The organism is Mycobacterium sp. 94-17, assembly GCF_035617725.1.
In the GTDB taxonomy this organism is placed as follows: Bacteria; Actinomycetota; Actinomycetes; order Mycobacteriales; family Mycobacteriaceae; genus Mycobacterium.
Genome location: NZ_JAPIYN010000022.1, coordinates 1 through 25,268, shown reverse-complemented (window position 1 = coordinate 25,268; position 25,268 = coordinate 1). Strand labels below are relative to the sequence as shown.

The window sequence follows — 25,268 nt, the reverse complement described above, 5'->3', positions numbered from 1 at the left end:
AAACCTTTTGACCATCATGGGCAACTGCGGAATAGACACCAAATCGCGCCCGGGCCCGGGCCGCACTCATCGATATCGTGGCCCGCCCCGTCCTTGGCGACTCGTAGTGGGCGCGACCGCATCGGCTTACTTAAGGGCTTGTTAAGGGCCTCCAACGAATCCGGTGGCCCGCGCCGCTAAGCTCGACTCCCATGACGAGCGTTACCGACCACTCTTCTCATACCGCAGAGCCTGCGAGCGAGCACAGCATCGACATCCACACCACCGCGGGCAAGCTCGCCGAGCTGCACAAGCGCCGCGAGGAGTCGCTGCACCCGGTGGGCGAAGAGGCCGTCGAGAAGGTGCACGCCAAGGGCAAGTTGACCGCCCGCGAGCGCATCCTCGCGCTGCTCGACGAGGACTCGTTCGTGGAGCTCGACGCGCTGGCCCGGCACCGCAGCAAGAACTTCGGCCTGGAGAGCAACCGGCCGCTGGGCGACGGCGTGATCACCGGTTACGGCACCGTCGACGGCCGCGACGTGTGCATCTTCAGCCAGGACGCCACGGTGTTCGGCGGCAGCCTCGGCGAGGTGTACGGCGAGAAGATCGTCAAGGTCCAGGAGCTGGCGATCAAGACCGGCCGCCCGCTGATCGGGATCAATGACGGCGCCGGTGCGCGGATCCAGGAGGGCGTCGTCTCGCTGGGCCTGTACAGCAAGATCTTCCGCAACAACATCCTGGCCTCGGGCGTCATCCCGCAGATCTCGCTGATCATGGGCGCGGCCGCGGGCGGGCACGTGTACTCCCCGGCCCTGACCGACTTCGTGGTGATGGTCGACCAGACCAGCCAGATGTTCATCACCGGGCCCGACGTCATCAAGACCGTCACCGGTGAGGACGTCACCATGGAGGAGCTGGGCGGCGCGCACACCCACATGGCCAAGTCGGGCACGCTGCACTACGTCGCCTCCGGCGAGCAGGACGCCTTCGAGTGGGTGCGCGACCTGCTCGGCTACCTGCCGCCCAACAACGCCACCGACCCGCCGCGCTATGCCGAGCCGCATCCGCCGGGGGCCATCGAGGACCACCTGACTGACGAGGACCTCGAGCTGGACACGCTCATCCCCGACTCGCCCAACCAGCCCTACGACATGCACGAGGTGATCACCCGCATCCTCGACGACGACGAGTTCCTGGAAATCCAGGGCGGCTACGCGCAGAACATCGTCGTCGGGTTCGGTCGCGTCGAGGGCAGGCCGGTCGGGATCGTGGCCAATCAGCCCACCCAGTTCGCCGGCTGCCTGGACATCAACGCCTCGGAGAAGGCGGCGCGGTTCGTGCGGACCTGCGACTGCTTCAACATCCCGATCATCATGCTGGTGGACGTCCCGGGCTTCCTGCCGGGCACGGGCCAGGAATACAACGGCATCATCCGCCGCGGCGCCAAGCTGCTGTTCGCCTACGGCGAGGCCACGGTCCCGAAGATCACCGTCATCACCCGCAAGGCATACGGCGGCGCCTACTGCGTGATGGGCTCCAAGGACATGGGCTGCGACGTCAACCTGGCGTGGCCGTCGGCGCAGATCGCGGTGATGGGCGCGTCCGGCGCGGTCGGCTTCGTCTACCGCCAGAAGCTCAAAGAAGCCGCCGCGAACGGCGAGGACGTCGACGCGCTACGGCTGAACTTGCAGCAGGAGTACGAGGACACCCTGGTCAACCCGTACGTCGCCGCCGAGCGGGGCTACGTCGACGCGGTGATCCCGCCGTCGCACACCCGGGGTTACATCGGCACGGCGCTGCGGCTGCTGGAGCGCAAGATCTCCCACCTGCCCCCCAAGAAGCACGGGAACATACCGCTGTGAGCCGAACGAGCGGAACGAACGCAGTGACCGACGGGACTGAGGCGAACAATTGGGCACTGTGAGCGACGAAGACCACCCGCACGAGCCGCACATCCAGATCGTCAAGGGCGAGCCGACCGCCGACGAGGTGGCCGCGCTGGTCGCGGTCCTGGGCTGCGCCGGCGCTGCGCCGGAGCCCGAACAGCCCGAGAGCACCCGCTGGGGCCTCCCGGTCGACCGGCTGCGTTTCCCGATGTCCAACTATCAGCGGCTCACCTTCCAGCAGATGACCCACATGAGGCATTGACCCGCCTGGTGCTGGCGTCGGCCTCGGCAGGCCGGCTCGAGGTGCTGCGCCGCGCCGGGATCGACCCGCTGGTGGTGGTCTCCGGCGTCGACGAGGATGCCGTCACCGCCGCGCTGGGCGCTGACGCGTCGCCGGGCGACGTGGTATGCGCCCTGGCCCGGGCCAAGGCCGAGCGGGTGGCGGGCGAGCTGGATGGCGGCGTCGCGGCCGATTGCGTTGTCGTCGGCTGCGATTCGATGCTGTTCCTCGGCGGCCGGCTGTACGGGAAACCCGGATCGGCCGATGCCGCTGCCGATCAGTGGCGGCGGATGGGTGGCCGCTCCGGCGACCTGCACACCGGGCACTGCCTGCTGCGGCTGACCGACGGCACCATCACCCACCGCCAAGTCGAATCACGCTGTACCACAGTGCATTTCGCCAGCCCAACCGACGCGGACCTGCGGGCCTACGTCGCGCACGGCGAACCGTGGCAGGTGGCGGGCGGCTTCACCCTGGACGGCCTGGGCGGCTGGTTCGTCGACGGCATCGACGGCGACCCGTCGAACGTGATCGGTGTCAGCCTGCCGCTGCTGCGGACGCTGCTGGGGCGGGCCGGGCTGTCGGTGTCGGCGCTGTGGGCCGCAAACTAGTTGTACTGACCTGAGAGGTTAGGTACACGGCTGGCGGGTGGTTGGGCGCCGACGTGCGACTGACCGCGGCGGTGCCCACGGCCACACCCGCGGCACCGACGGTAGGCTCGGCAGCGTGGCATTACCCCCCGATCCGAACCCATCTCTGGCGGCCTACGCCCACCCCGAACGACTGGTGACCGCCGACTGGCTGTCCGCGAACATGGGCGCCCCCGGCCTGGCGATCGTCGAATCCGACGAGGACGTGCTGCTCTACGACGTCGGTCACATCCCCGGCGCGGTCAAGATCGACTGGCACACCGACCTCAACGACCCGCGCGTGCGCGACTACATCAACGGCGAACAATTCGCCGCGCTGATGGACCGCAAGGGCATCGCGCGCGACGACACCGTGGTGATCTACGGCGACAAGAGCAACTGGTGGGCCGCCTACGCGCTGTGGGTGTTCACCCTGTTCGGGCACCCCGACGTGCGGCTGCTCAACGGTGGCCGTGACCTGTGGCTGGCCGAACGCCGGGAAACCACGCTGGACGTGCCCACCGGGACGTCCAGCGGCTACCCCGTCGTCACCCGCAACGATGAGCCCATCCGCGCCTTCAAGGACGACGTGCTGGGCATTCTGGGTAGGCAGCCGCTGATCGACGTCCGCTCGCCGGACGAGTACACCGGCAAGCGCACGCACATGCCGGAGTACCCCGAGGAGGGCGTGCTGCGCGGCGGCCATATCCCCACCGCCCGGTCGATTCCGTGGGCCAAAGCGGCCGACGAGAACGGTCGGTTCCGCAGCCGCGAGGAACTCGAGGAGCTCTACGGCTTCCTGCAACCCGACGACCAGACGGTCGTGTACTGCCGCATCGGCGAGCGGTCCAGCCACACCTGGTTCGTGCTGACGCACCTGCTGGGCAAGCCCGGGGTGCGTAACTACGACGGGTCGTGGACCGAGTGGGGCAACACCGTGCGCACGCCGATCGTGGCGGGTGAAGAGCCGGGCGCCGTCGAAGTCTGATGGCGCCGCGATGAGCATGCCCGCGCCGCTGGCCGAAGTGGTGTCAGACTTCGCTGAGGTCGAGGGCCAGGACAAGCTGGCGCTGCTGCTCGAGTTCGCCAACGAGCTTCCGGCGCTGCCGGCCGACCTGGGACAGGCGGCCATGGAGCCGGTGCCCGAATGCCAGACCCCGCTGTTCCTGCACGTCGACGCCAGCGACCCCGAGCGGGTGCGGCTGCACTTCAGCGCGCCCGCCGAGTCGCCTACCACGCGGGGGTTCGCGGCGATTCTGGCCGCCGGCCTGGACCGGCAACCGGCAGCCGACATCCTGGCGGTGCCCGAGGATTTCTACGCCGACCTCGGGCTGGCCGCCCTGATCAGTCCGCTGCGGCTGCGCGGCTTGTCGGCGATGCTCGCCCGCATCAAGCGCAGACTGCGCGAGAGTGCCTGAAAATCCCCAAAAATCCGGACCGCCTCGTCGGGCCGAACGGCGCGGCGCTTAGACTTCCCGAGAACTCGTTGTAAGAAATTCTCTTAGAGAAGCCCGCAGAAATTCGTCTGTGGACAGCCAAACAGGAGGCGCAGTGGCTACTCACGCCAGCTCGAGGATCTCCAAGGTGCTCGTCGCCAACCGCGGCGAGATCGCCGTCCGGGTGATCCGCGCGGCCCGCGACGCGGGCCTGTCCAGCGTGGCGGTGTACGCCGAGCCCGACGCCGACGCGCCGCACGTGCGCCTGGCCGACGAGGCCTTCGCGCTGGGCGGTCAGACGTCGGCGGAGTCTTACCTGGACTTCGCGAAAATCCTTGACGCGGCAGCAAAGTCGGGCGCCAACGCCATCCACCCCGGCTACGGCTTCCTGTCGGAGAACGCCGACTTCGCCCAGGCGGTGCTGGACGCCGGACTGATCTGGATCGGGCCCAGCCCGCAGTCCATCCGCGACCTCGGTGACAAGGTCACCGCCCGCCACATCGCCGCACGCGCGCAGGCACCGCTGGTGCCCGGCACGCCCGACCCGGTGAAGGACGCCGACGAGGTGGTGGCGTTCGCCAAGGAGTACGGCGTGCCGATCGCCATCAAGGCCGCCTTCGGCGGTGGCGGCCGCGGCATGAAGGTGGCCCGCACGATCGAGGAGATCCCCGAACTGTTCGAGTCGGCGACCCGTGAGGCCGTCGCCGCGTTCGGCCGCGGGGAGTGCTTCGTGGAGCGCTACCTGGACAAGCCCCGCCACGTCGAGGCACAGGTGATCGCCGACACGCACGGCAACGTCGTCGTCGCCGGCACCCGGGACTGCTCGCTGCAGCGCCGCTTCCAGAAGCTGGTGGAAGAGGCGCCGGCGCCGTTCCTGACCGACGCGCAGCGCAAGGAGATCCACGAGTCGGCCAAGCGGATCTGCAAGGAGGCGCACTACTACGGCGCCGGGACGGTCGAATACCTGGTCGGCCAGGACGGGCTGATCTCGTTCCTGGAGGTCAACACCCGCCTACAGGTCGAGCACCCGGTGACCGAGGAGACGGCTGGCATCGACCTGGTGCTGCAGCAGTTCAAGATCGCCAACGGCGAGAAGCTGGACATCAGCGAGGACCCCACGCCCCGCGGGCATGCCATCGAATTCCGGATCAACGGCGAGGACGCCGGCCGCGGCTTCCTGCCCGCGCCCGGCCCCGTCACCCGCTACGACATCCCCACCGGGCCCGGTGTCCGGCTGGACTCCGGCGTCGAGGCCGGTTCGGTGATCGGCGGACAGTTCGACTCGATGCTGTCCAAGCTGATCGTGTACGGCGCCACCCGCGAGGAGGCGCTGGCCCGCTCCCGCCGGGCCCTGGACGAATTCCACGTCGAAGGCCTGGCGACCGTCATCCCGTTCCACCGCGCCGTAGTGAGTGATCCGGCGTTCATCGGTGACGGGGACGGCTTCTCGGTGCACACCCGCTGGATCGAGACCGAGTGGGACAACACCGTCGAACCGTTCACCGGCGGTGAGCCGCTGGACGACGAGGACGCCCGGCCGCGCCAGAAGGTGGTCGTGGAGGTCGGCGGGCGCCGGCTCGAGGTGTCGCTGCCGGGCGACCTGGCGCTGTCCAACGGGGGCGCCGCCGACCCGGCCGGCGTCATCCGCAAGAAGCCCAAGGCGCGCAAGCGTGGGGCGCACGCCGGTGCGGCCGCCTCCGGCGACGCGGTCACCGCGCCGATGCAGGGCACCGTCGTCAAGGTCGCCGTCGAGGAAGGCCAGGAGGTTGCCGCGGGCGACCTGGTGGTGGTGCTCGAGGCGATGAAGATGGAGAACCCGGTGACCGCGCACAAGGACGGCGTCATCACCGGGCTTGCGGTCGAGGCCGGCGCCGCCATCACTCAGGGCACGGTGCTCGCCGAGATCAAGTAAATCCGCGGCTGGGAGTTTTCTCAGGCAACGTTTTCGCAGACGGCGTTGTCGGCCCTGCGCGTCGCGGGTAGGGTTTTGGACAAGGTTGAGTTCACAGCCGCCGAAAGAAGTCAGCCCTGTGGGGGTAGGCGGAATTCACCCTTTCTCCGAACCTTTTTCACACCGCTGACGTGTTCACCGCAGGAACCTTCCGCACTTGGACGGAGTCAGCGATGTCTGTGGCTCACTCGTGGCAACAAAGCCGCACAGCACAATTCACCGCCCGCCGGGGCCCGACGGGCACCCTGATCACGGTCGACGGCGAGCTCGACGCGGCCAACGCGGATCAGCTGGTCGCCTACGTGCAGCAGAGCACCCCCCGCTCCCGGCGGGTGATCCTCGACTTGCGTGGTCTGAACTTCATTGGCACGGCCGGGTTTTCGGCCCTGCACCGGATCAACGTGGCATGCTCGGCCGTCCAGGTGTCGTGGGCCATGGCGCCGAGCCCGGTGGTCGACAGGCTGCTGCGGGTCTGCGACCCGGACGGGACCCTGCCGGTGACCACGCCGCGGGCCGAACCGCTGCTGGAACTGCTGCGGGTGGAAGAAGCGCCCCGGCCGCTACTGCAGCTGGTCACGCAGCCGCGCTAGCGACTTCGCCAGCAACCGCGACACGTGCATTTGGGAGATGCCGACCCGCTCGGCGATCTGCGTCTGCGTCATCGACTCGAAGAATCGCAGCACCAGCACCGTCCGTTCCCGCTCGGGCAGCGCCTCGAGCAGCGGACGTAGCGACTCCTGGTCCTCGATCCGGTCCAGGCCGGTATCGACGTCGCCCAGGGTGTCCGCGATCGCGCGGGCTTCCTCCTCCTCGCTGCCCCCGCCGCTGTCGATGGACAAGGTGTTGTAGGAGCTTCCCGCCACCAGGCCCTCGACCACCTCTTCGCGGTCCATCTCGAGCTCGGCGGCGAGTTCGGTCGCGGTGGGCGCCCGGCCCAGCCGCTGCGACAGGTCGGCGGTGGCGGTGCCCAGCCGCAGGTGCAGCTCCTTGAGCCGCCGCGGGACCTTGACCGACCAGCTGTTGTCGCGGAAGTGGCGGCGGACCTCGCCCATGATGGTCGGCACCGCGAAGGAGACGAAGTCCGAGCCGGCGTCGACGTCGAAGCGGACCACCGCGTTGACCAGCCCGACGCGCGCCACCTGAACCAGGTCGTCACGCGGCTCGCCGCGGCCCTCGAAGCGGCGCGCGATGTGATCGGCGAGCGGCAGGCAGCGCTCGACGATCTTGTCCCGTTGACGCTGAAATTCCATGGAGTCGGGCGCGGACTTGGCCAGCTCACGGAACATCTCCGGGACATCGGCGTACTCGTTCGGCCGTGAGACCGAACCACCGGCAGCTCGCGCTGTCACCTGCTGGAGGCCGCCCTTCGCGCCGTCAGTGCGATGCCGAAAACACTGCCGGTGTCATTGGGTTCGCGACCGTCATGGAAGGTCTGGACGTCGTCGGCCAGCGACGTCAGCACATGCCAGCTGAAGCTGCCGGGCGCCACCACGTCATGGGTGTCGCATGCCGCGGAAGCCTCCACCACCAGCTGGTCATCCTGCGGGTCGACCACTACGACCAACGTCGCGTCGGGAGTGGCCGAACGAATCAACCGGGTGCACACTTCGTCGACCGCGAGCCGCAGGTCGGCCACCGCATCGAAATCCAGGTCCTCGAAGGTGCCGATGGCACCGACCAGGGTGCGCAGCATGGCGAGGTTCTCGAGCCGCGCCGCCAGGTGCAGTTCCACGGCGCGATGGCCGCGCGGACGCCTATGCGATCCCGCGTCATTCATATGGTCTCCCGGCAATGTTTGACTGACACTACTACTGCTCCGCAGTCCGCCGTGGACCTCGCGTTCGAGCCGGTCAGTCACAATCGCCGCCGGGTATTGGGCCTGCGGTCGCGGTGGTCATCACACTAGGCATGTACATAGGGGGTCAGCTCTATCGGCGAATACGTGATTTCGTCTCCCATGGTGCACACCTGATACCCACAACTTCGCAGCCGTAATCTCGCGATTCGGGCTTCATGCGAAAAATCACACGACACGCGTCGGGGCAGGTCACCCACACAAAAGCGGTGATCGAGGCCGCGCGGCCGGTTAGTTGACGACCGGCCCTAACTGGCCGGCCATTGGCGGCGCACCTCCGGATGTTCGGTGTACCAGCGGTCGGCGATCCGGCGAATCCGGCGGTGCTCCACCGCCAGCCAGACCAGCCCCAGCACGGCGGCGATGGCGGCGACGATCCCCGCCGTCACGCCCGCGTGGTGATGTCCGCTGGCGAACGCCGCCAGGCTGCCGCAGTTCCCGATCACGCCCGCGACGACCAAGAAGTACCCGGGCCAGTGCAAGACGTCGATCAGCGACTCGCCGGCGAGCGGCCGCGTTGTCCTCAGATGGTCGACGGGGTCGTGATAGGTGTCTCCCATAGCTGCTCCTCACCGCATCATCAACGTTAGATCGCGGGAGAGCAAAGCTAAAGGGCCAGGACCGGGCCGGCGATCGGAGCGACACCCATGGCGACCATGAGCGCCATGGCGGTCAGCAGGAACCAGCCCGCCCCGTGCCATCCCCACCAGGTACCCCGGACCTTCCACACCAGATAGGTGCGCACGAACGCCCAGACCCCGGCGCCGAGCGCGATCAGTGGACCGCCGAACGCCAACAGGGTGCGCTGCGGAGCGCCACACGCCACGGTGTCCACGCCGACTCCCGGGCAGGTGCTGACCCACACCGCGGCGATCAGCACGAAGCCCACGGCGGCGAGCGTGGACACGACGGTGAACCGGACGGCGGCGTGCACCTCGCCGTCCCGCTGTCCCAGGCGGTCACCACCCCCGGATCGTGCGTCCGCCTTCTGCATCGTCGTCACCTCCCGTTTGGGACCCTGTGCCGAGCTCGTCGCTTGGTTATCGCCCGCTGCGCCGGTTTAGTTACCGGCCCGGCGGAACTCCGCCGGCCCAGCGGACCCCCCGCACGAGTGGTCACATACCCCCCGGCAAACCGTGATAAACGGGATCGCACGAGGTCAAGCCCCTACCGCAGGGCGCGCAGGGCGGCCCCGACGGCGCCCAGCGCGGCGTCGATTTCGGCGCGCGAGACGGTCAGCGCCGGGCGGAACCGGACCCCGTCGTGACCCGAGGGCAGCACGATCACCGCGCGGTGCCAAAGCAGGCGGATCAGCTCGTCGCGGTCGGCCGTGGTCGGCAGGCTGAACGCGCACATCAGGCCGCGTCCCCGTGGGTCGAGCACCAGACCGGGGAAGTCGCCGGCCAGCTCGTCGAGACGTCCACGCAGGTAGGCCCCTTGTTCGGCGGCCCGGCCGAACACGTCGTCGGCCTCGATGACCTCCAGGATGCGGCGGGCGCGCACCATGTCGGCCAGGTTGCCGCCCCACGTCGAGTTCACCCGCGAGGACACCGCGAACACGTTGTCGGTGACCTCGTCGACCCGGCGCCCAGCCATGACGCCGCACACCTGGGTCTTCTTTCCGAACGCCACCACGTCGGGTTGCACGCCCAATTGCTGGTAAGCCCAGGGCGTTCCGGTGAGGCCGCAGCCGGTCTGTACCTCGTCGTAGATCAGCAAAGCGTCGTGCTCGTCGCACAGCTCGCGCATGGCCGCGAAGAATTCCGGCCGGAAGTGTCGGTCGCCGCCCTCGCCCTGGATCGGTTCGGCCACGAAGCAGGCGATGTCATGCAGCCGGGACTCGAAGGCCGCGCGGGCCTGACGCAGCGACTCGGCCTCCAGCGCCGCCATCGCCGCCCCGTCCAGGCCGGGGCGGAGGAACGGGGCGTCGATGCGGGGCCAGTCGAACTTGGGGAACCGGGCCACCGTGACGGGCTTGGTATTGGTCAGCGACAGCGTGTATCCGCTGCGGCCGTGGAACGCGCCGCGCAGATGCAGAACCTGGGTGCCCAGCGCGGGATCGATGCCGCGGGCCTCGTTGAACCGGCTCTTCCAGTCGAACGCCACCTTGAGCGCGTTCTCCACCGCGAGCGCGCCGCCATCGACGAAGAACAGGTGCGGCAGGGCCGGGTCGCCCAGCACCCGGGCGAAGGTCTGCACGAAGCGGGCCATCGCCACCGTGTAGACGTCGGAGTTGCTGGGCTTGTTCAGCGCGGCCTGCATCAGCTCGGCGCGAAAGTCCTCGTCGCTTGTCAGCGCGGGGTGGTTCATGCCCAGGGCCGACGACGCGAAGAAGGTGAACATGTCCAGGTAGCGGCGGCCGTCCCGGGCGTCGTACAGGTAGGAGCCCGCCGAGCGGGCGAGGTCGAGCACGAAATCGAAACCGTCGACCAGGATGCTGTGCGCCAGCACCTCGTGGACCTGGCCGGGCTCGGTGCGCCGGTCGGCACGGGCGAAGCGTTCCAGCGTGGCCGCCATGCGGCCCATGCTAGCCGATATTTACGGAATTATCTGATATATGCCGTATATTTTATGGTATTCGTTGCCTATCAGCGTAAAAAGTGTTCAATATGATGGTGCTTCGCGTCCTGACGTTCGCCGTTGTCCTGATCCGCTGCAGCAGGTCTTCCAGCGCGCGGGCGGACTGGACGCGCACCAGCAGGACGTAGCTTTCCTCACCGGCCACCGAGTGACACGATTCGATCTCCTCGATGTGCTCGAGGCGGGCCGGCGCATCATCGGGTTGAGAGGGGTCCAGGGGAGTGATGGCCACGAACGCCGACAGCAGGTGCCCGACCGCTTCCGGGTCGACGCGCGCCGAGTATCCGGCGATCACGCCGCGCGCCTCGAGCCTGCGCACCCGCGACTGCACCGCCGAGACCGACAACCGCGCGCTGGCGGCCAACTCCGCCAGCGTCGCGCGGCCGTCGGCGACCAGCTCGCGCACCAGGATGCGGTCGACCTCGTCGAGCGTCTCACCCATGGCCGGAGACTATCGCAGGAACGGGCCGCCGTGACCCGGACGAAATGGCTGCCGACCTGGCAGCTGCGGGCGCGGTTCGCCGCGGGCCTCTCGGCGATGTATGCGGCCGAGGTGCCCGCGTACGCCAAGCTGGTCGCGGTCAGCGAGCAGGTCAACGCCGACTACGCGGCGCGCCACGGCGATGCCGAACGGTTCGGTTCGCTGCGGCGGGTCACCGCGGAGCGCCACGGCGCCATCCGGGTGGGCAACCCGGCCGAACTGGCCGCCGTCGCCGACCTTTTCGCCGCGTTCGGCATGCTGCCCGTGGGCTACTACGACCTGCGTTGCGCGGCCGCACCCACCGGCCAGCCGATCCCGGTGGTGTCGACGGCCTTTCGGCCCATCGACTCGAACGAGTTGGCGCTCAACCCGTTTCGCGTGTTCACCTCGATGCTGGCCACCCGTGACCCGCGCTACTTCGACCGCGATCTGCGCCGCCGCGTCGACGCCTTCCTGGCGCGGCGGCAGCTCTTCGACCCGGCCCTGTCGGCGCAAGCGCGGATCATCGCTGCCGAGGGCGGCTGCGAAGCCGAGACGGCTCGGGCGTTCGTCGCGGCGGCGGTGGCGGCGTTCGCGTTGTCGCGCGAGCCGATCCAGCGGTCGTGGTACGACGAGTTGGCGCGGGTCTCCGCGGTGGCCGCCGACATCGCGGGCGTCGGATCCACCCACCTTAACCACCTGACCCCGCGCGTGCTCGACATCGACGACCTGTACCGGCGGATGACCGCGCGGGGCATCACGATGATCGACGCCATCCAGGGCCCGCCCCGCACCGACGGGTCCGCGGTCCTGTTGCGCCAGACCTCTTTTCGCGCTCTTGCCGAACCCCGGCGCTTCCGCGGCCGCGACGGCCGCATCACCGGGGGGACGCTGCGGGTGCGCTTCGGCGAGGTCGAGGCCCGCGGCGTGGCGCTGACCCCGAAGGGCCGGCAATGCTACGACGCCGCGATGGCGGCCGCCGATCCCGCCGCGGTGTGGGCGGACTACTTCCCGCGCACCGACGCGGAGCTGGCCGCCGCGGGACTGGCCTACTACCGCGGCGGCGACCCGTCCGCGCCGGTGGTCTACGAGGACTTCCTGCCCGCGTCGGCCGCGGGTATCTTCCGGTCGAACCTGGACGCCCCTGCCGGCGTCGAAATGCGTTCCTCCGTGGACGATTCCGGTTACGACGCGCAGTGGCTGGCCGGCTCCATCGACCGCGAGATCTACGACCCCTACCCGCTGTACGAAGCGCTTTCCCAGGAGGCACCCCGATGAGCATGTCCACCGCCGATGACAGAGCAAAGCGATGCGGAGGAACGGCGCATGTCCACCGCCGATGACTTGCGCGCCAGGGCGCGCGACGCCCTGCGGGCGATGGGGGCCGACGTCGCTCTCGGCGAGCCGGGCGCCCACGGGATGGCGGCCGGCACACCCATCACCGGCGACGTGCTGTTCACCGTCGCACCCACCACGGCCGAGCAGGCCGAGCGGGTGATCGCCGAAGCCGCTCAGGCGTTTTCGGTCTGGCGTGCCACGCCGGCCCCGGTTCGCGGCACGCTGGTGGCGCGCCTCGGCGAGCTGCTGACCGCACACAAGCACGAGCTGGCCACCCTGGTGACCTGCGAGGTCGGCAAGATCACCACCGAGGCCGCCGGCGAGGTGCAGGAGATGATCGACATCTGCCAATTCGCCGTCGGCCTGTCGCGGCAGCTCTACGGCCGCACCATCGCGTCGGAGCGGCCCGGCCACCGCCTGCTGGAGGCCTGGCACCCGCTCGGTGTCGTCGGGGTGATCACGGCGTTCAACTTCCCGGTCGCGGTGTGGGCCTGGAACGCCGCGCTGGCCCTGGTGTGCGGGGACCCGGTGGTGTGGAAGCCCTCGGAGCTGACGCCGCTGACGGCGCTGGCCACCCAGGCTCTGATCGCCCGGGCCGCAGCCGATGTCGGCGCCCCGCCCGCGGTGAGTTCCCTGCTGCTCGGCGACCGTGACCTCGGCGCGCGGCTGGTGGACGACCCCCGCATCGCGCTGGTGTCCGCGACGGGCTCGGTCCGGATGGGCCGCGCTGTCGGTCCCCGCGTCGCCGCCCGGTTCGGCCGCGTGCTGCTGGAACTGGGCGGCAACAACGCCGCCGTCGTGACGCCGTCCGCCGACCTGGACCTCGCGGTGCGGGCGGTGGTCTTCGCCGCGGCCGGCACCGCCGGTCAACGGTGCACCAGCCTGCGCCGGCTGATCGTGCACCGCTCGGTGGCTGACGAGGTCGTCGCGCGCGTCGCGGCCGCCTTCCGGCAACTGCCCGTGGGGGACCCGTCCACACCGGGCACGCTCGTGGGGCCATTGATCCACGAGACCGCGTACCGCGACATGGTGGGTGCGCTGGACCAGGCCCGCGCCGACGGCGGCGTGGTCGTCGGCGGCGAGCGAATTCACCACGCGGACCCGGAACGCTCGAGCTCCTACTACGTCGCGCCCGCGCTGGTGCGGATGCCCGCGCAAACCGCCATCGTCGCGACCGAAACGTTCGCGCCCATCCTCTACGTGCTGACCTATGACGAGCTGGACGAGGCGATCGCCCTGAACAACGCGGTGCCGCAAGGTCTTTCGTCCGCCATCTTCACGACCGATCTGCGCGAGTCGGAGCGCTTCCTTGCCGAATCCGACTGCGGAATCACCAATGTCAACATCGGCACGTCGGGGGCGGAGATCGGCGGCGCGTTCGGCGGCGAGAAGGAAACGGGTGGCGGGCGCGAATCCGGCACGGACTCCTGGAAGGCCTACATGCGCCAAAGTACCAATACCGTCAATTATTCCGATCGCTTGCCGCTGGCCCAGGGTGTGAGGTTCGTATGAATCCGGTGTGTACGGCGGTCTCACGTTCGATAGGTACTATCTGACACATGCCAACAGCTCGCAGGCGCCTGTCCCCCGAGGATCGCCGTGCGGAGCTGCTCGCCCTGGGGGCGGAGGTCTTCGGAAAGCGACCCTACGACGAGGTCCGCATCGATGAGATCGCGGAACGCGCCGGGGTGTCGCGGGCCTTGATGTACCACTACTTCCCCGACAAGCGGGCATTCTTCGCCGCGGTGGTCAAAGACGAGGCCGACCGTCTGTACGAGCACACCAACATGGACGCCGTCACCGGCCTGACCATGTACGAGGAGATCCGCGTCGGTGTGCTGGCGTACATGGGCTATCACCAGCAGAACCCCGAGGCCGCATGGGCGGCGTACGTCGGCCTGGGCCGCTCGGACCCGGTTCTGCTGGGCGTCGAGGACGATGCCAAGAACCGGCAGATGGAACACATCATGTCCCGGATCAACCGATTGCTCGACGAGGTGTCCGGCGCCGGCATGGAACCCGCCGTGGAGCGGCACCTGCGGGTGATCGTGCACGGCTGGCTGGCAATGACATTCGAGATCTGCCGGCAACGGATCATCGACCCCTCCACCGACGCCGACAAGCTCGCCGACGCCTGCGCGCACGCGCTGCTGGACGTGATCGCCCGGGTGCCCGAGATTCCGGACGAGCTCGGCGCGGCGATGTCCACCTCGCGATTCTGAGTCGCGACTCTGAGCGCCCCGGCATCGTGTCGGTGTCGGTTGGCACCATGGACGGGTGAGCACTCGCGCTGATCCCGGGCCCGCCGACCCGCTGGGTCGGTTCAGCGCGATCACCCGCGAGTGGTTCACCAGCACCTTCGACGCGCCGACCACAGCGCAGGCGCAGGCCTGGAACGCCATCGCCGACGGCCACAACACCCTGGTGATCGCACCCACCGGTTCGGGCAAGACGCTGGCGGCGTTCCTGTGGGCGCTGGACAGTCTCGCCGCTCTCGCGCAGCGCCCGCCCGGCACCCGCGTGCTCTACGTTTCCCCGCTCAAGGCGCTGGCCGTCGACGTGGAGCGCAACCTGCGCACTCCCCTGGCCGGGCTCACCCGCATCGCCGAACGCCACCGGCTGCCGGCCCCCGACATCAGCGTCGGGGTCCGCTCCGGCGACACCCCGCCCGCCGCCCGTCGCCAATTGATCAGCCGGCCGCCCGACGTGCTGATCACCACGCCCGAGTCGCTGTTCCTGATGCTCACCTCGGCCGCCCGCGAGACGCTGGCCGGGGTGCAGACGGTGATCGTCGACGAGATCCACGCCATCGCCGCGGGCAAGCGCGGCGCGCATCTGGCCGTTTCGCTCGAGCGCCTCGACGCGCTGCGGGAGGACAAGCCGGCCCAGCGCATCGGGTTGTCGGCGACGGTGCGTCCGCCCGAGGAACTCGCGCGGTTTTTGTCCGGCGCGGTCCCGACGACCATCGTGGCCCCGCCGTCCGCCAAGACGGTCGAGCTGACCGTGCAGGTACCGGTGCCCGACATGGCCAACCTGGAGAACAACACCATCTGGCCGGACGTGGAGAACCGCCTGGTCGACCTGATCGAGTCGCACGGGTCCACCATCGTGTTTGCCAACTCGCGGCGGCTGGCCGAACGACTCACCGCCCGCCTCAACGAGATTCACGCCGAGCGCAGCGGCGTCGAACTGTCCGCGACGTCGGCGGGCCCCAATCCGAAGGTGGCCGGCGGCGCGCCCGCGCACATCATGGGCAGCGGCCAGACCTACGGCGCCGAGCCGATACTGGCGCGCGCCCACCACGGTTCGGTGAGCAAGGAGCAGCGCGCGCTGGTCGAGGAGGACCTCAAACGCGGCACGCTCAAGGCGGTGGTGGCCACGTCCAGCCTGGAGCTGGGCATCGACATGGGCGCCGTCGACCTGGTGATCCAGGTGGAGGCGCCGCCGTCGGTGGCCAGCGGCCTGCAACGCATCGGGCGGGCCGGTCACCAGGTCGGCGAGGTCTCGCGGGGTGTGCTGTTCCCCAAGCACCGGACCGACCTGATCGGCTGCGCGGTCAGCGTGCAGCGCATGCTCACCGGCCAGATCGAAACCATGCGGGTGCCGGCCAATCCACTCGACATCCTCGCGCAGCAGACCGTGGCGGCGGCCGCGCTGGAACCGTTGGACGCCGACCGCTGGTTCGACACGATCCGGCGGGCCGCGCCGTTCGCGACGCTGCCGCGCAGCGTCTACGAGGCCACCCTGGACCTGCTGAGCGGCAAGTACCCGTCCACCGAATTCGCCGAGCTGCGGCCAAGATTGGTATACGACCGCGATGCCGGCACGTTGACCGCACGCCCCGGCGCTCAGCGGCTGGCGGTCACGTCCGGCGGCGCCATCCCCGATCGGGGGCTGTTCACCGTCTACCTCGCCTCCGAGGCCGAAAAACCTTCGCGGGTAGGCGAACTCGAGGAGGAAATGGTCTACGAGTCGCGTCCCGGTGACGTGATCTCGCTCGGCGCCACCAGCTGGCGCATCACCGAAATCACCCACGACCGGGTGCTGGTGATTCCCGCGCCCGGCCAGCCGGCCCGGCTGCCGTTCTGGCGCGGCGACGGCGTGGGCCGCCCGGCAGAGCTGGGCGCCGCGCTGGGCGCGTTCACCGGCGAGCTGGCCGCGCTGAAGCGAGAGGAGTTCGAAACACGCTGCGCCGGAATGGGTTTCGACGCCTACGCCACCGAAAATCTGCTGCGCCTGCTCGACGAGCAGCGGACGGCCGCCGGGGTGGTGCCCACCGACACCACCCTGCTGGTCGAGCGGTTCCGCGACGAGCTGGGCGACTGGCGGGTGATCCTGCATTCGCCGTACGGCCTGCCGGTGAACGGCCCGCTGGCGCTGGCGGTGGGCCGGCGGCTGCGCGAGCGCTACGGCATCGACGAGAAACCCACCGCCTCCGACGACGGCATCGTGGTGCGACTGCCGGACATGTTGTCCGACACCGGACCCGAAAACCCGCCCGGCGCCGACCTTTTCGTCTTCGACGCCGAGGAGGTCGACCCGATCGTCACCGCCGAGGTGGGCGGCTCGGCGCTGTTCGCGTCGCGGTTTCGCGAGTGCGCGGCCCGCGCCCTGCTGTTGCCGCGCCGGCACCCCGGCCGCCGCTCGCCGCTGTGGCAGCAGCGCCAGCGCGCCGCCCAGTTGCTCGAGGTGGCCCGCAAATACCCCGACTTTCCGGTGGTGCTCGAGACCATCCGCGAATGCCTGCAGGACGTTTACGACGTCCCGGCCCTGACCCTGCTGATGACAGGCATCGCGCAGCGCCGGGTGCGGGTGCTCGAGGTCGAGACGCAGCGGCCGTCGCCGTTCGCGGCGTCGCTGCTGTTCGGCTACGTCGGCGCCTTCATGTACGAAGGCGACAGCCCGCTGGCCGAGCGCCGGGCCGCCGCGCTCTCGCTGGACAGCACGCTGCTGGCCGAGCTGCTGGGCCGGGTGGAGCTGCGCGACCTGCTCGACCCCGAGATCATCGCCGCCACCGGCCGCCAGCTGCAGCACCTCTCGACCGACCGGGCCGCCCGCGACGCCGAGGGCGTCGCGGACCTGTTGCGGCTGCTCGGCCCGCTGACCGAGGAGGAGGTGGCCGAGCGCACTGACGTCGCCGACGGAAAAAGCGTTGCCGGCTGGCTGGAAGGGCTGCGCGCGGCGCGCCGCGCGCTGACGGTGTCGTTCGCCGGCCGCAGCTGGTGGGCGGCCATCGAGGACATCGGCCGGCTGCGCGACGGCATCGGCATCGCGGTGCCGCTCGGCGTGCCCGCCGCCTTCACCGAGGAGGTCGACGACCCGCTGGGCGAACTGCTGGGCCGCTACGCGCGCACCCACACCCCGTTCACCACAGCGGAGGCCGCCGCCCGATTCGGGCTGGGGCCGCGGGTGACCGCCGACATCCTGGGCCGGCTGGCCGGTGACGGCCGGCTGGTGCGTGGCGACTTCGTCGCCGCCACTGAAATTCCAGCGGCGCCCGGGGCGGGAGCTGAGCAGTGGTGCGACGCCGACGTGCTGCGCATCCTGCGGCGACGGTCGCTGGCCGCGCTGCGGGCCCAGGTCGAGCCGGTCAGCACCGCCGCCTACGGCCGGTTCCTGCCGGCCTGGCACCGCATCGCCGAATCGTCGCGCTCCGCGGGCCATTCCGGGCTGGACGGCCTGATGTCGGTGATCGACCAGCTGGCCGGCGTGCGGATGCCGGCCTCGGCGATCGAGCCGCTGGTGCTGGCCCCGCGGGTCCGCGACTACTCCCCCGCGCTGCTCGACGAGCTGCTCGCCACCGGCGAGGCCACCTGGTCGGGGGCCGGCTCGATTTCGAGCGGCGACGGCTGGATCGCGTTGCACCCCGGCGAATCCGCGCCCCTGACGCTGCCCGGGCCGCCCGACATCGAATTGGCCGACGCCCACCGCGCCATCCTGGACACGCTGGCACCGGGCGGCGCCTACTTCTTCCGCCAGCTCACGCCGAGCGGATTTTCCGAGTCCGAGCTCAAAGCCGCTCTGTGGGAACTGATCTGGGCCGGCTGGATCACCGGCGACACGTTCGCCCCGGTGCGCGCCCTGCTCGGAGGCACCCGAACCCGCAGGCGCTCCCCGCCGGCGCACCGGTCGCATCGCCCACCGCGGCTGAGCCGGTACAGCATCGCGCACCCGCAGTCCCGGCCCGCCGACCCGACGGTGGCCGGCCGGTGGTCGATCCTGCCGGCCCCGGAGCCGGATTCCACCGTGCGAGCCCACTACCACGCGGAGCTTCTGCTAAGCCGCCACGGCGTGCTCACCCGCGGCGCGGTGACCGCCGAGGGCGTGCCGGGCGGGTTCGCCACCCTGTACAAGGTGCTGAGTACCTTCGAGGACGCCGGCCGGTGCCAGCGCGGCTACTTCATCGAGTCGCTCGGCGGGGCGCAGTTTGCGGTGGCGTCGACCGTCGACCGGCTGCGCTCCTATTCCGACGGGGTCGATCCGCAACGGCCCGAGTACCGGGCGGTCGCGCTGGCCGCCACCGATCCGGCCAATCCGTACGGCGCCGCGCTGCCCTGGCCCGCCTCCCGGGGCGAGGGCCAGGCCACCGCCGGGCCGGGGGCGCGTCCCGGCCGTAAGGCCGGGGCGCTGGTGGTGCTGGTCGACGGCGAGCTGGCCTGGTTCCTGGAGCGGGGCGGGCGGTCGCTGCTCACCTTCACCGACGACCCCGCCGCCCAGCACGCCGCCGCGACGGCGCTGGGGAACCTGGTCTCGTCGCGGCGCGTCGCGTCGATCCTGATCGAGCGCATCGACGGGGCGCCGGCCCTGCAGCCCCGCGCGGACGGGACGGGATCCGTCGACGCGCTGGGCGACGCCGGTTTCGCCCGCACCCCGCGCGGAATGCGGCTGCGCTGAGATGCCCGAGGGAGACACCGTCTGGCACACCGCCGCGGTGCTGCGCGAGCACCTGGTGGGCGGCACCCTGACCCGCTGCGACATCCGGGTGCCGCGGTTCGCCACCGTCGACCTCAGCGGGCAAACGGTCGACGAGGTGACCAGCCGCGGCAAGCACTTGTTCATCCGGGTGGGGGCGGCCAGCATCCACTCGCATCTGAAAATGGATGGCAGCTGGCGAGTCGGCAACCGCTCGCTGCGGGTCGACCACCGCGCTCGCATCATCCTCGAGACCGAAAGCGCCCGCGCCGTCGGCGTCGACCTGGGCGTGCTGGAGCTACTGGAGCGCGAGCACGACGGCGACGCGGTCGCGTACCTGGGACCCGACCTGTTGGGCGAGGACTGGGATCCCGCGCTGGCCGCCGCCAACCTGGCGGCCGACCCGGACCGGCCGATCGCCGCGGCACTGTTGGACCAGCGCCTGCTGGCCGGCGTCGGCAACGTCTACAGCAATGAACTGTGTTTCCTTTTCGGGCATCTGCCCACCGCGCCGGTACGCGACCTCGCCGACCCGCATCGGCTGGTTTCGCGCGCGCGGGACATGTTGTGGCTCAACCGCTTCCGCTGGAACCGATGCACTACCGGCGACACCCGGACCGGACGGCAACTGTGGGTCTACGGGCGATCCGGGCAGCCGTGCCGCCGCTGCGGCATCCCCGTCAACTTCGACGACTCCGGAGAGCGGGTGACGTACTGGTGCCCGTCCTGCCAGCGCTGAACCGGCCGTGCGGCTACGCGCGGGCGTGCGCCAGGAAGAACTGCGCGATGACCTCGGACCCGTCGAGCGCACGGGTGGTGGGTCCGATGACGGCCGCAGGCAGATACTGCTTGCCGCCCGGCCAGGTGTGCCCGCCGCGATCGACCTTGTACAACACCACCTCGGTGTTCGCCGCGCATCCCGTGGACTCGTAGCGGCGCACCACGGTGCCGTCGCGCGCGTCGGGCAGTACGTCGGTCGCCGGTTCGCCCCGGCAGCCATCGGCCAGGCGCCACTTGCTCACCATGCTCTCCACGGAGATGGCGTGGCTGACCCCGCCGCGTCCGCGCACCGCCCCACCCTTGAAGGGCACCAGCGGATCGGCGGTCCCGTGCACTTCCAGTACCGACACCGGCCGCGACGGTGCGCAGGCCACCCCCGCGCCCAGGGTGCCGGCCACCGGGGCGGCCGCGGCGAAGACGTCGGCGCGGTCGCACGCCAGCCTGTTGCTCATGAAGCCCCCGTTGGACATTCCGGTGACGAACACGTGCCCGGCGGCGATGCCGTAGTCGTCTTGCAGCTTGTTCACCAGCCCCACTAGGAAGGACACGTCATTGATGTGGCGGCGATCGGCGGGCGAGGCGCCCCGCCCGTCGGCCCAGCTCTTGTCGTACCCGTCTGGGTAGACCACCAACAAATTGTGGGCGTCGGCAACGGTGTTGAAACCCGTCAGCCCGCGCTGCGCGATTCCGCTGCCGCCGCCGCCGTGCAAACTGAGCACCAACCCGACGGGGTCGCCCGCAGGCACGTGCAAGAGGTAGGTTCGGTCCATGCCGCCGGATCGAAAAGTGCCGGCCATGTCTCGAGCGCCGGCCGCCGACACGGGCCGCACACCACAGCCGACCACGCATATCGCGACCAGAGCGAGCCACAGCCACCGCGCGTTTGCCATGTCGTCAGATCACCAGCGGCGCGCCGGCGATGGCTCGCCGGTAACGCGCATCCGACGGCGGAGCAAACACTTGGACGGAGCCCACCGGTTTGTCCGCGATGCGGCATCGGGTGACGCCGCGAGATGCGAGCATGAGAACTAGCCCCGCCTTCCGCAAGCACTTCTGTTCCACGGGAGTATCAGAAATGACGACCACCCAGATACGCAAGCCCAACAGGCCGCTGGCGCTCCTGGCGATCGGCATGGCGCCGGTGGCCGCGCTGCTCGACCTGCTGGTGGGCTCCGTGAGCGCCCACGCCACGTCTGCCGATGACGTGTTTCTGGCCGCGCTAAAAGCCAAGGGCATCAACTACGGGTCGTCCGACGCCGCGGTCAACTCCGGGCACACCGTCTGTCACGAACTCGATATGGGCCAGTCCGCGCAACAGGTCGCCAACAACGTGCTGTCCAGCAGCACCCTGGACAGTTATCACGCCGGCTATTTCGTCGGGGCCAGCATCAAGGCGTACTGCCCGAAGTACGCGGATGCGGCGGCATCGTCTGGATCCTGAGTCGCGCGGGCAGCGCTATCCCGCCGACGGCGGCCTGTTCATCACGGTGCCGGGCAACTCCGCGCCGTATTCGATGTCGTCGTAGTCGCGACCCTTACGCCGTCGACCGTCGGCCCCGCCACGCGTCGGGCGCATCGGGACCATCGGGAGCATCGGTGTCTGCCCGACCCCCGGGGGGAGCGCGGAAACCGCCGACACCAGTTGCACCGGCGCCGAAGACCCCAGCATTCCGACCGTCGCGGGTGGCATGGTCAGGTTGCCGAGCGAAATGCCGATGCCGAGCGTCGCGCGGGGCGCCAACGCCGTCCCGGCGGCGCTGATCAGTTGCGTCTCCGATGACAGCGCGGCCGCGTCTTCGCTCAGGCCGCCGAAGATGTCGGTGGCCACTCCGCCCTGCAGGGCCGAGGCGGTGTTGAGCTGCGCGAGATAACTGAGCAGGTTGATCGGGAATCCGCCCGCGATGAACTGGTCGCCCCAAGTGCTCCAATACCCGAACCAACCGCCGCTGGGGTCGCCGTCGCTCCCGAAAATGCCGGCTATGCCGGAACCGGCCTGGCTCGTCACCGCGTTGGGGGCGGCCTGGCCCGAATTGGCGGCAGCGATCTGGGCCCCGGCGTTGCCCGACGTGGTCGCGGGCACCATGGCGGCCTGTCTAGTCGGCGCCGACGGATCGGAAACCGGAGGCGGCGAAGAGAATTGGGGCTGCTTGACCGTGGTCGCCGAGGTCGCGGCGTAGCGGACCACCGCCGCCGAGTTATTCACCCACATGGCGTTGTACTCGGCTTCGGTCTCGGCGATAGCCGGATAGTTGATCCCGAGGAAGTTCGTGGCCAGCAACACCGCCAGGCGGGCCCGGTTGGCCGCGACCAGCGACGGATGCACCACCGTCCAGTGCGTCAGTTCGAACGCCCCGGTCATGGTCTCCACCGACGTGGCGACCTCCTGGCACTGCTGCGCGGTAACCCGCAGCCAGGTGAGGTAGGGCTCGAAGGCCTGGGTCATCGCCTGCGACGACGGGCCGTGGTAGGTGGTGGACAGCCAGGACAACTCCGCGCTGTAGCCGTCGGCGGCCTGCTCAAGTTCGGCGCTCAGCTCCTGCCACATGCCGGCCGCCGCAATCCATGACCAAGCACCCGGTCCGGAGTGGATCAGCGCCGAAGTAACCTCCGGCGGCAGTATCCAGAAATCCATGACCTTTTCCTTGGGGAAGAACGCGGGTGACGCGAACGCGGTGCGTCGGCCCGTCCGGCGATTTGCGGGTGAGTAGGGGCGGGACATTGCGGCGTCCCACTGCTGGTCGTCCCTGATCTGTACGGTGGCGCGGTTCGGCGCCCGCGGTCGTGGGGCACCGTCGTCGACCTCATCCCGCCGATGGGTTTCGCGGCATCACTTTGCCCTTGACCTCCCGGCCGACGGCGGCGTCCTCGTACTTCTGCTGTTTTCGCTTGCGCCAGCCGGTCCCCGCCGAGGCCGTCGTCGGCGGCACCATCATCGGCATCATCGGGAACCCCGACTCCGCGGCCGGCAGCGGCGACGCCGCCGACGCGAGCTGCACCCCGGTCTGCGTGCCCGGCAACAGGCCCACCACGGCGGGAGGCGCGGTCAGTTTGCCCAGCGAAACCCCGACGCCCATCGCCCCCGACGGGGCCATTCCCGCGCCGATGCCCTTGACTGCGTTGGACAGGCTGGCCGTTGCCGCTCCGAGGCCCTCCGACAGTCCGGTGCCGATGTCGCCGCCCACGCTCTGCAGCGCGCTGGCCGAGGAGTTCTGCGCCAGATAGCTGAGGAAGTTGATCGGGAAACCGGACGAGATGAACTGGTTGCCCCAGGTGCTGAAGTAGCCGAACCACCCGCCGTTGGGGTCGCCGTCGCTGCCGAAGATGCCGGCGCCGGAGAGGTCCGAAGCCAGCGAGTTCGTCGTGTTGCCGGCGGCCAGAGCCTGGGCCTGGGTCACGGCCGCCGCCTGCTTGGTCGTTCCGCTGGGATCGGTGGTGGTCAGCGGCGAGTTGAATTGCGTCAGCTGCGTGGTCGCCTGGGACGACGAAGCCTGGTAGCGGCTCATTGCCGCCGAGTTGTTCGCCCACATGGTCTGGTATTCGTTTTCGGTCTCGGCGATGGCCGCCGTGTTGGTGCCGAACCGGTTGGTGGCCAGCAGCTGCGCCAGGCGCGTCCGGTTGGCGGTGACCACCGTGGGATGGACCACCGTGGACCGGACGGTGGTGAATGCCGACGCGGCGGTCTCGGCCGAGTTGGCCATCTGCGCGGATTGCTGCGCGGTCTCGCGCAACCAGAGCAGGTACGGCTGGACGGACTGCAGCATGGCCATCGACGACGGCCCGTCCCAGGAGTCGATGAGCGACGACAGCGTCGAGGCGTAGGTGGAGACCGAATTCTCCAGCTCGACGGCAAGGCGCTGCCAGGCGCCGGCCGCCTCGATGAGCGAACCCGCGCCCGGCCCGGTGTGGACGAGCGTCGAGGTGACCTCGGGGGGTGCAAAAAGATCCATCACATCTCACAATGCCTACGCTGAGAACGTCTCAGCAAATTTTCGCTGACCAGGCCGCGAAGAGCTGCGTAACTCTGCACGTCGAAGCCCATCACCTGCGGTCGGGACCTCCCTTTTCGACCGATTCGTGCTAAGACACCCTATACCCAATGCTGAGAGCGATTTGACATCTGCAGGCCAGGGTCACTCACGCGACCCGGGCCGTCGCGTTTGGCACCCTGGCAGAGGCCCGTCGCGTCGTCACCAAATGGCCGGCCTGCTTTGCCCCGGCCCTCAACAGCCCCTTGAACTGCATAAACGTCTGCTCACATTCTTGCCCGGAATTAGACTTCCGCAATGTTCTCAGAGACGCGCTACGCGATGAACGGTGACCTGCGGGTCGCCTACAGGGCGTCGTGTGCGGGTGAGCGCGACATCGTGGTGGTTCCGAACTGGTTCACGAACTGTGAAGTCTTTCCCGAGCTGCCGTCGACTCGGGGGTGGTTCGAGGCGATGACTTCGCTCGGGCGGCTCATCGTCTTCGACCAGCCCGGCACCGGTGCATCGGATCCGGTCGAGCCGGGAGCGCTGCCAACCTTGGAGCAATGGGCCGACAGCATCACCGCGGTGCTCGACGCTCTCGGGATCTCCGAAGCGGCCCTGGTCACCTATGCCGGCGCGACTTCGACGGCGACGCTGTTCGCGGCCACACATCCGTCGCGCACAACCGCGCTCGTCTTGGTCGAGAGCACCGCAAACGCGGCAGACCGCACGAATTCGATGCAGGAACTCGGCGAAGCGGCCCCGGCCCTGTGGGGAACCGGCGAATTGGAACACATGCTCAATCCGGACATGCCGTGGAATGAGGAAATTCGGGCTTGGTGGGCGCTGCACGAGCGCCTTGCGGCGAGCCCGCGGACGTTTGGACTCATGTTGCCGCTGATCTCCGAGGCGAGCGCGCGGGCAATTCTTCCCACCGTCCGCGTGCCTACCTTGGTCGTCCATTACAGCGACGATCCGCTCCTTCCGCCGGAGAAAGGCAAGGAAGTCGCCGATCTCATAGAGGGCGCGAGATTCGTTCAGATTCCGGGCCGCAACTTTTATCACGTCGTCGAGCCGTGGCGGGAGTCGTTTCAGGAGATCGCTGAGTTCCTCACTGGTCACCAGGCTCACGTGCCGGACGATCGGGTGCTGGCCACGGTGTTGTTCACCGACATCGTGGATTCGACGCGCCGGGCGGCGGAGATGGGTGATCG

At 69.5% G+C, this 25,268-nt stretch carries 22 protein-coding genes and 1 pseudogene; 14 read left to right on the top strand and 9 right to left on the bottom strand.

Features of this window, described 5'->3' with window-relative positions; translation table 11 throughout:
- Nucleotides 1–191 precede the first annotated feature (191 nt).
- The 7 genes and pseudogenes from OQ789_RS21325 (at nt 192) to OQ789_RS21295 (ending at nt 6,751) form a co-directional block, all read left to right on the top strand.
- The gene (locus OQ789_RS21325; protein WP_324688153.1) at nt 192–1,841 is read left to right on the top strand and encodes an acyl-CoA carboxylase subunit beta; all 1,650 of its coding nucleotides are present in this window, start codon (nt 192–194) and stop codon (nt 1,839–1,841) included.
- Between the two features lie 23 nt (nt 1,842–1,864).
- Nucleotides 1,865–2,127 (top strand): annotated as a pseudogene (locus OQ789_RS21320) (acyl-CoA carboxylase subunit epsilon).
- The gene (locus OQ789_RS21315; protein ID WP_324688151.1) at nt 2,124–2,756 is read left to right on the top strand and encodes a nucleoside triphosphate pyrophosphatase; all 633 of its coding nucleotides are present in this window, start codon (nt 2,124–2,126) and stop codon (nt 2,754–2,756) included. The pseudogene OQ789_RS21320 and the gene OQ789_RS21315 overlap by 4 nt, the downstream one beginning before the upstream one ends.
- Before the next feature lie 115 nt (nt 2,757–2,871).
- The gene (locus OQ789_RS21310) at nt 2,872–3,762 is read left to right on the top strand and encodes a sulfurtransferase (RefSeq protein WP_324688150.1); all 891 of its coding nucleotides are present in this window, start codon (nt 2,872–2,874) and stop codon (nt 3,760–3,762) included.
- A gap of 10 nt (nt 3,763–3,772) precedes the next feature.
- Nucleotides 3,773–4,192: a SufE family protein gene (locus OQ789_RS21305; protein WP_324688149.1), complete on the top strand. Its 420-nt coding sequence runs from the start codon at nt 3,773–3,775 to the stop codon at nt 4,190–4,192.
- 133 nt (nt 4,193–4,325) lie between these two features.
- Nucleotides 4,326–6,122, top strand: coding sequence for an acetyl/propionyl/methylcrotonyl-CoA carboxylase subunit alpha (locus OQ789_RS21300; RefSeq protein ID WP_324688148.1), 1,797 nt, complete (start codon nt 4,326–4,328; stop codon nt 6,120–6,122).
- A gap of 212 nt (nt 6,123–6,334) precedes the next feature.
- Nucleotides 6,335–6,751 (top strand): STAS domain-containing protein, encoded by a 417-nt coding sequence (locus tag OQ789_RS21295; protein WP_324688147.1) that lies wholly within the window; start codon nt 6,335–6,337, stop codon nt 6,749–6,751.
- Here the strand turns inward: OQ789_RS21295 and OQ789_RS21290 are convergent.
- The 6 genes from OQ789_RS21290 to OQ789_RS21265 all read right to left on the bottom strand — a co-directional run bounded on the left by OQ789_RS21290 (nt 6,722) and on the right by OQ789_RS21265 (nt 11,038).
- A complete protein-coding gene (locus OQ789_RS21290; protein WP_324688146.1) occupies nt 6,722–7,510 on the bottom strand; it encodes an RNA polymerase sigma factor SigF in 789 nt (262 codons plus the stop codon). The two genes, OQ789_RS21295 and OQ789_RS21290, sit on opposite strands and share 30 nt — an antisense overlap.
- A complete protein-coding gene (locus OQ789_RS21285; RefSeq protein WP_324688145.1) occupies nt 7,507–7,938 on the bottom strand; it encodes an ATP-binding protein in 432 nt (143 codons plus the stop codon). The genes OQ789_RS21290 and OQ789_RS21285 overlap by 4 nt, the downstream gene beginning before the upstream one ends.
- Nucleotides 7,939–8,264: 326 nt before the next feature.
- Entirely contained in the window at nt 8,265–8,576 is a 312-nt protein-coding gene (usfY, locus tag OQ789_RS21280; RefSeq protein WP_324688143.1) for a protein UsfY, read from the bottom strand.
- A 47-nt stretch (nt 8,577–8,623) separates the two neighbouring features.
- Nucleotides 8,624–9,010, bottom strand: a complete 387-nt coding sequence (locus OQ789_RS21275; protein ID WP_324688142.1) for a hypothetical protein — start codon at nt 9,008–9,010, stop codon at nt 8,624–8,626.
- A gap of 173 nt (nt 9,011–9,183) precedes the next feature.
- Nucleotides 9,184–10,533 carry an L-lysine 6-transaminase gene (gene lat / locus OQ789_RS21270; RefSeq protein WP_324688141.1) on the bottom strand — a complete coding sequence of 450 codons (1,350 nt, stop codon included), beginning with the start codon at nt 10,531–10,533 and terminating at the stop codon, nt 9,184–9,186.
- 52 nt (nt 10,534–10,585) lie between these two features.
- Nucleotides 10,586–11,038: an Lrp/AsnC family transcriptional regulator gene (locus tag OQ789_RS21265; protein WP_324688139.1), complete on the bottom strand. Its 453-nt coding sequence runs from the start codon at nt 11,036–11,038 to the stop codon at nt 10,586–10,588.
- A 30-nt stretch (nt 11,039–11,068) separates the two neighbouring features.
- Between OQ789_RS21265 and OQ789_RS21260 the strand changes: the two genes are divergently transcribed.
- From OQ789_RS21260 to nei2, 5 genes are read left to right on the top strand one after another with little or no spacing between them, the layout of a single operon-like run.
- Complete coding sequence (locus OQ789_RS21260) at nt 11,069–12,334, top strand: VOC family protein (protein ID WP_324688138.1); 1,266 nt, start codon at nt 11,069–11,071, stop codon at nt 12,332–12,334.
- A gap of 48 nt (nt 12,335–12,382) precedes the next feature.
- Nucleotides 12,383–13,906, top strand: coding sequence for an aldehyde dehydrogenase family protein (locus tag OQ789_RS21255; protein WP_324688137.1), 1,524 nt, complete (start codon nt 12,383–12,385; stop codon nt 13,904–13,906).
- Nucleotides 13,907–13,953: 47 nt separating this feature from the next.
- Nucleotides 13,954–14,616 (top strand): TetR/AcrR family transcriptional regulator, encoded by a 663-nt coding sequence (locus tag OQ789_RS21250; RefSeq protein ID WP_324688136.1) that lies wholly within the window; start codon nt 13,954–13,956, stop codon nt 14,614–14,616.
- A gap of 55 nt (nt 14,617–14,671) precedes the next feature.
- Entirely contained in the window at nt 14,672–19,288 is a 4,617-nt protein-coding gene (locus OQ789_RS21245) for an ATP-dependent helicase (RefSeq protein WP_324688135.1), read from the top strand.
- A gap of 1 nt (nt 19,289) precedes the next feature.
- Nucleotides 19,290–20,045 carry an endonuclease VIII Nei2 gene (nei2, locus tag OQ789_RS21240; protein WP_324688134.1) on the top strand — a complete coding sequence of 252 codons (756 nt, stop codon included), beginning with the start codon at nt 19,290–19,292 and terminating at the stop codon, nt 20,043–20,045.
- 13 nt (nt 20,046–20,058) lie between these two features.
- Here nei2 and OQ789_RS21235 read toward each other — a convergent pair whose 3' ends face one another.
- Nucleotides 20,059–20,976: a PHB depolymerase family esterase gene (locus tag OQ789_RS21235; protein WP_324688133.1), complete on the bottom strand. Its 918-nt coding sequence runs from the start codon at nt 20,974–20,976 to the stop codon at nt 20,059–20,061.
- A 185-nt stretch (nt 20,977–21,161) separates the two neighbouring features.
- Between OQ789_RS21235 and OQ789_RS21230 the strand changes: the two genes are divergently transcribed.
- Complete coding sequence (locus OQ789_RS21230) at nt 21,162–21,527, top strand: DUF732 domain-containing protein (RefSeq protein ID WP_324688132.1); 366 nt, start codon at nt 21,162–21,164, stop codon at nt 21,525–21,527.
- A gap of 15 nt (nt 21,528–21,542) precedes the next feature.
- Here OQ789_RS21230 and OQ789_RS21225 read toward each other — a convergent pair whose 3' ends face one another.
- Both OQ789_RS21225 and OQ789_RS21220 read right to left on the bottom strand, forming a co-directional pair.
- Nucleotides 21,543–22,718 carry a PPE family protein gene (locus OQ789_RS21225; RefSeq protein WP_324688130.1) on the bottom strand — a complete coding sequence of 392 codons (1,176 nt, stop codon included), beginning with the start codon at nt 22,716–22,718 and terminating at the stop codon, nt 21,543–21,545.
- A gap of 169 nt (nt 22,719–22,887) precedes the next feature.
- Nucleotides 22,888–24,033 carry a PPE family protein gene (locus tag OQ789_RS21220; protein ID WP_324688128.1) on the bottom strand — a complete coding sequence of 382 codons (1,146 nt, stop codon included), beginning with the start codon at nt 24,031–24,033 and terminating at the stop codon, nt 22,888–22,890.
- 336 nt (nt 24,034–24,369) lie between these two features.
- Between OQ789_RS21220 and OQ789_RS21215 the strand changes: the two genes are divergently transcribed.
- A partial coding sequence (locus OQ789_RS21215; RefSeq protein ID WP_324688127.1) for an alpha/beta fold hydrolase occupies nt 24,370–25,268 on the top strand: 899 nt, incomplete at its 3' end.

Bases quoted from the DNA above. Each gene is read 5' to 3' on its own strand.
- nei2 (WP_324688134.1), top strand. From the start codon at position 19,290: ATGCCCGAGGGAGACACCGTCTGGCACACCGCCGCGGTGCTGCGCGAG.
- OQ789_RS21220 (WP_324688128.1), bottom strand. From the start codon at position 24,033: ATGGATCTTTTTGCACCCCCCGAGGTCACCTCGACGCTCGTCCACACC.
- OQ789_RS21235 (WP_324688133.1), bottom strand. From the start codon at position 20,976: ATGGCAAACGCGCGGTGGCTGTGGCTCGCTCTGGTCGCGATATGCGTG.
- OQ789_RS21295 (WP_324688147.1), top strand. From the start codon at position 6,335: ATGTCTGTGGCTCACTCGTGGCAACAAAGCCGCACAGCACAATTCACC.
- OQ789_RS21255 (WP_324688137.1), top strand. From the start codon at position 12,383: ATGTCCACCGCCGATGACTTGCGCGCCAGGGCGCGCGACGCCCTGCGG.
- OQ789_RS21275 (WP_324688142.1), bottom strand. From the start codon at position 9,010: ATGCAGAAGGCGGACGCACGATCCGGGGGTGGTGACCGCCTGGGACAG.
- OQ789_RS21285 (WP_324688145.1), bottom strand. From the start codon at position 7,938: ATGAATGACGCGGGATCGCATAGGCGTCCGCGCGGCCATCGCGCCGTG.
- OQ789_RS21225 (WP_324688130.1), bottom strand. From the start codon at position 22,718: ATGGATTTCTGGATACTGCCGCCGGAGGTTACTTCGGCGCTGATCCAC.
- usfY (WP_324688143.1), bottom strand. From the start codon at position 8,576: ATGGGAGACACCTATCACGACCCCGTCGACCATCTGAGGACAACGCGG.
- OQ789_RS21325 (WP_324688153.1), top strand. From the start codon at position 192: ATGACGAGCGTTACCGACCACTCTTCTCATACCGCAGAGCCTGCGAGC.
- OQ789_RS21305 (WP_324688149.1), top strand. From the start codon at position 3,773: ATGAGCATGCCCGCGCCGCTGGCCGAAGTGGTGTCAGACTTCGCTGAG.
- OQ789_RS21230 (WP_324688132.1), top strand. From the start codon at position 21,162: ATGACGACCACCCAGATACGCAAGCCCAACAGGCCGCTGGCGCTCCTG.
- lat (WP_324688141.1), bottom strand. From the start codon at position 10,533: ATGGCGGCCACGCTGGAACGCTTCGCCCGTGCCGACCGGCGCACCGAG.
- OQ789_RS21250 (WP_324688136.1), top strand. From the start codon at position 13,954: ATGCCAACAGCTCGCAGGCGCCTGTCCCCCGAGGATCGCCGTGCGGAG.
- OQ789_RS21265 (WP_324688139.1), bottom strand. From the start codon at position 11,038: ATGGGTGAGACGCTCGACGAGGTCGACCGCATCCTGGTGCGCGAGCTG.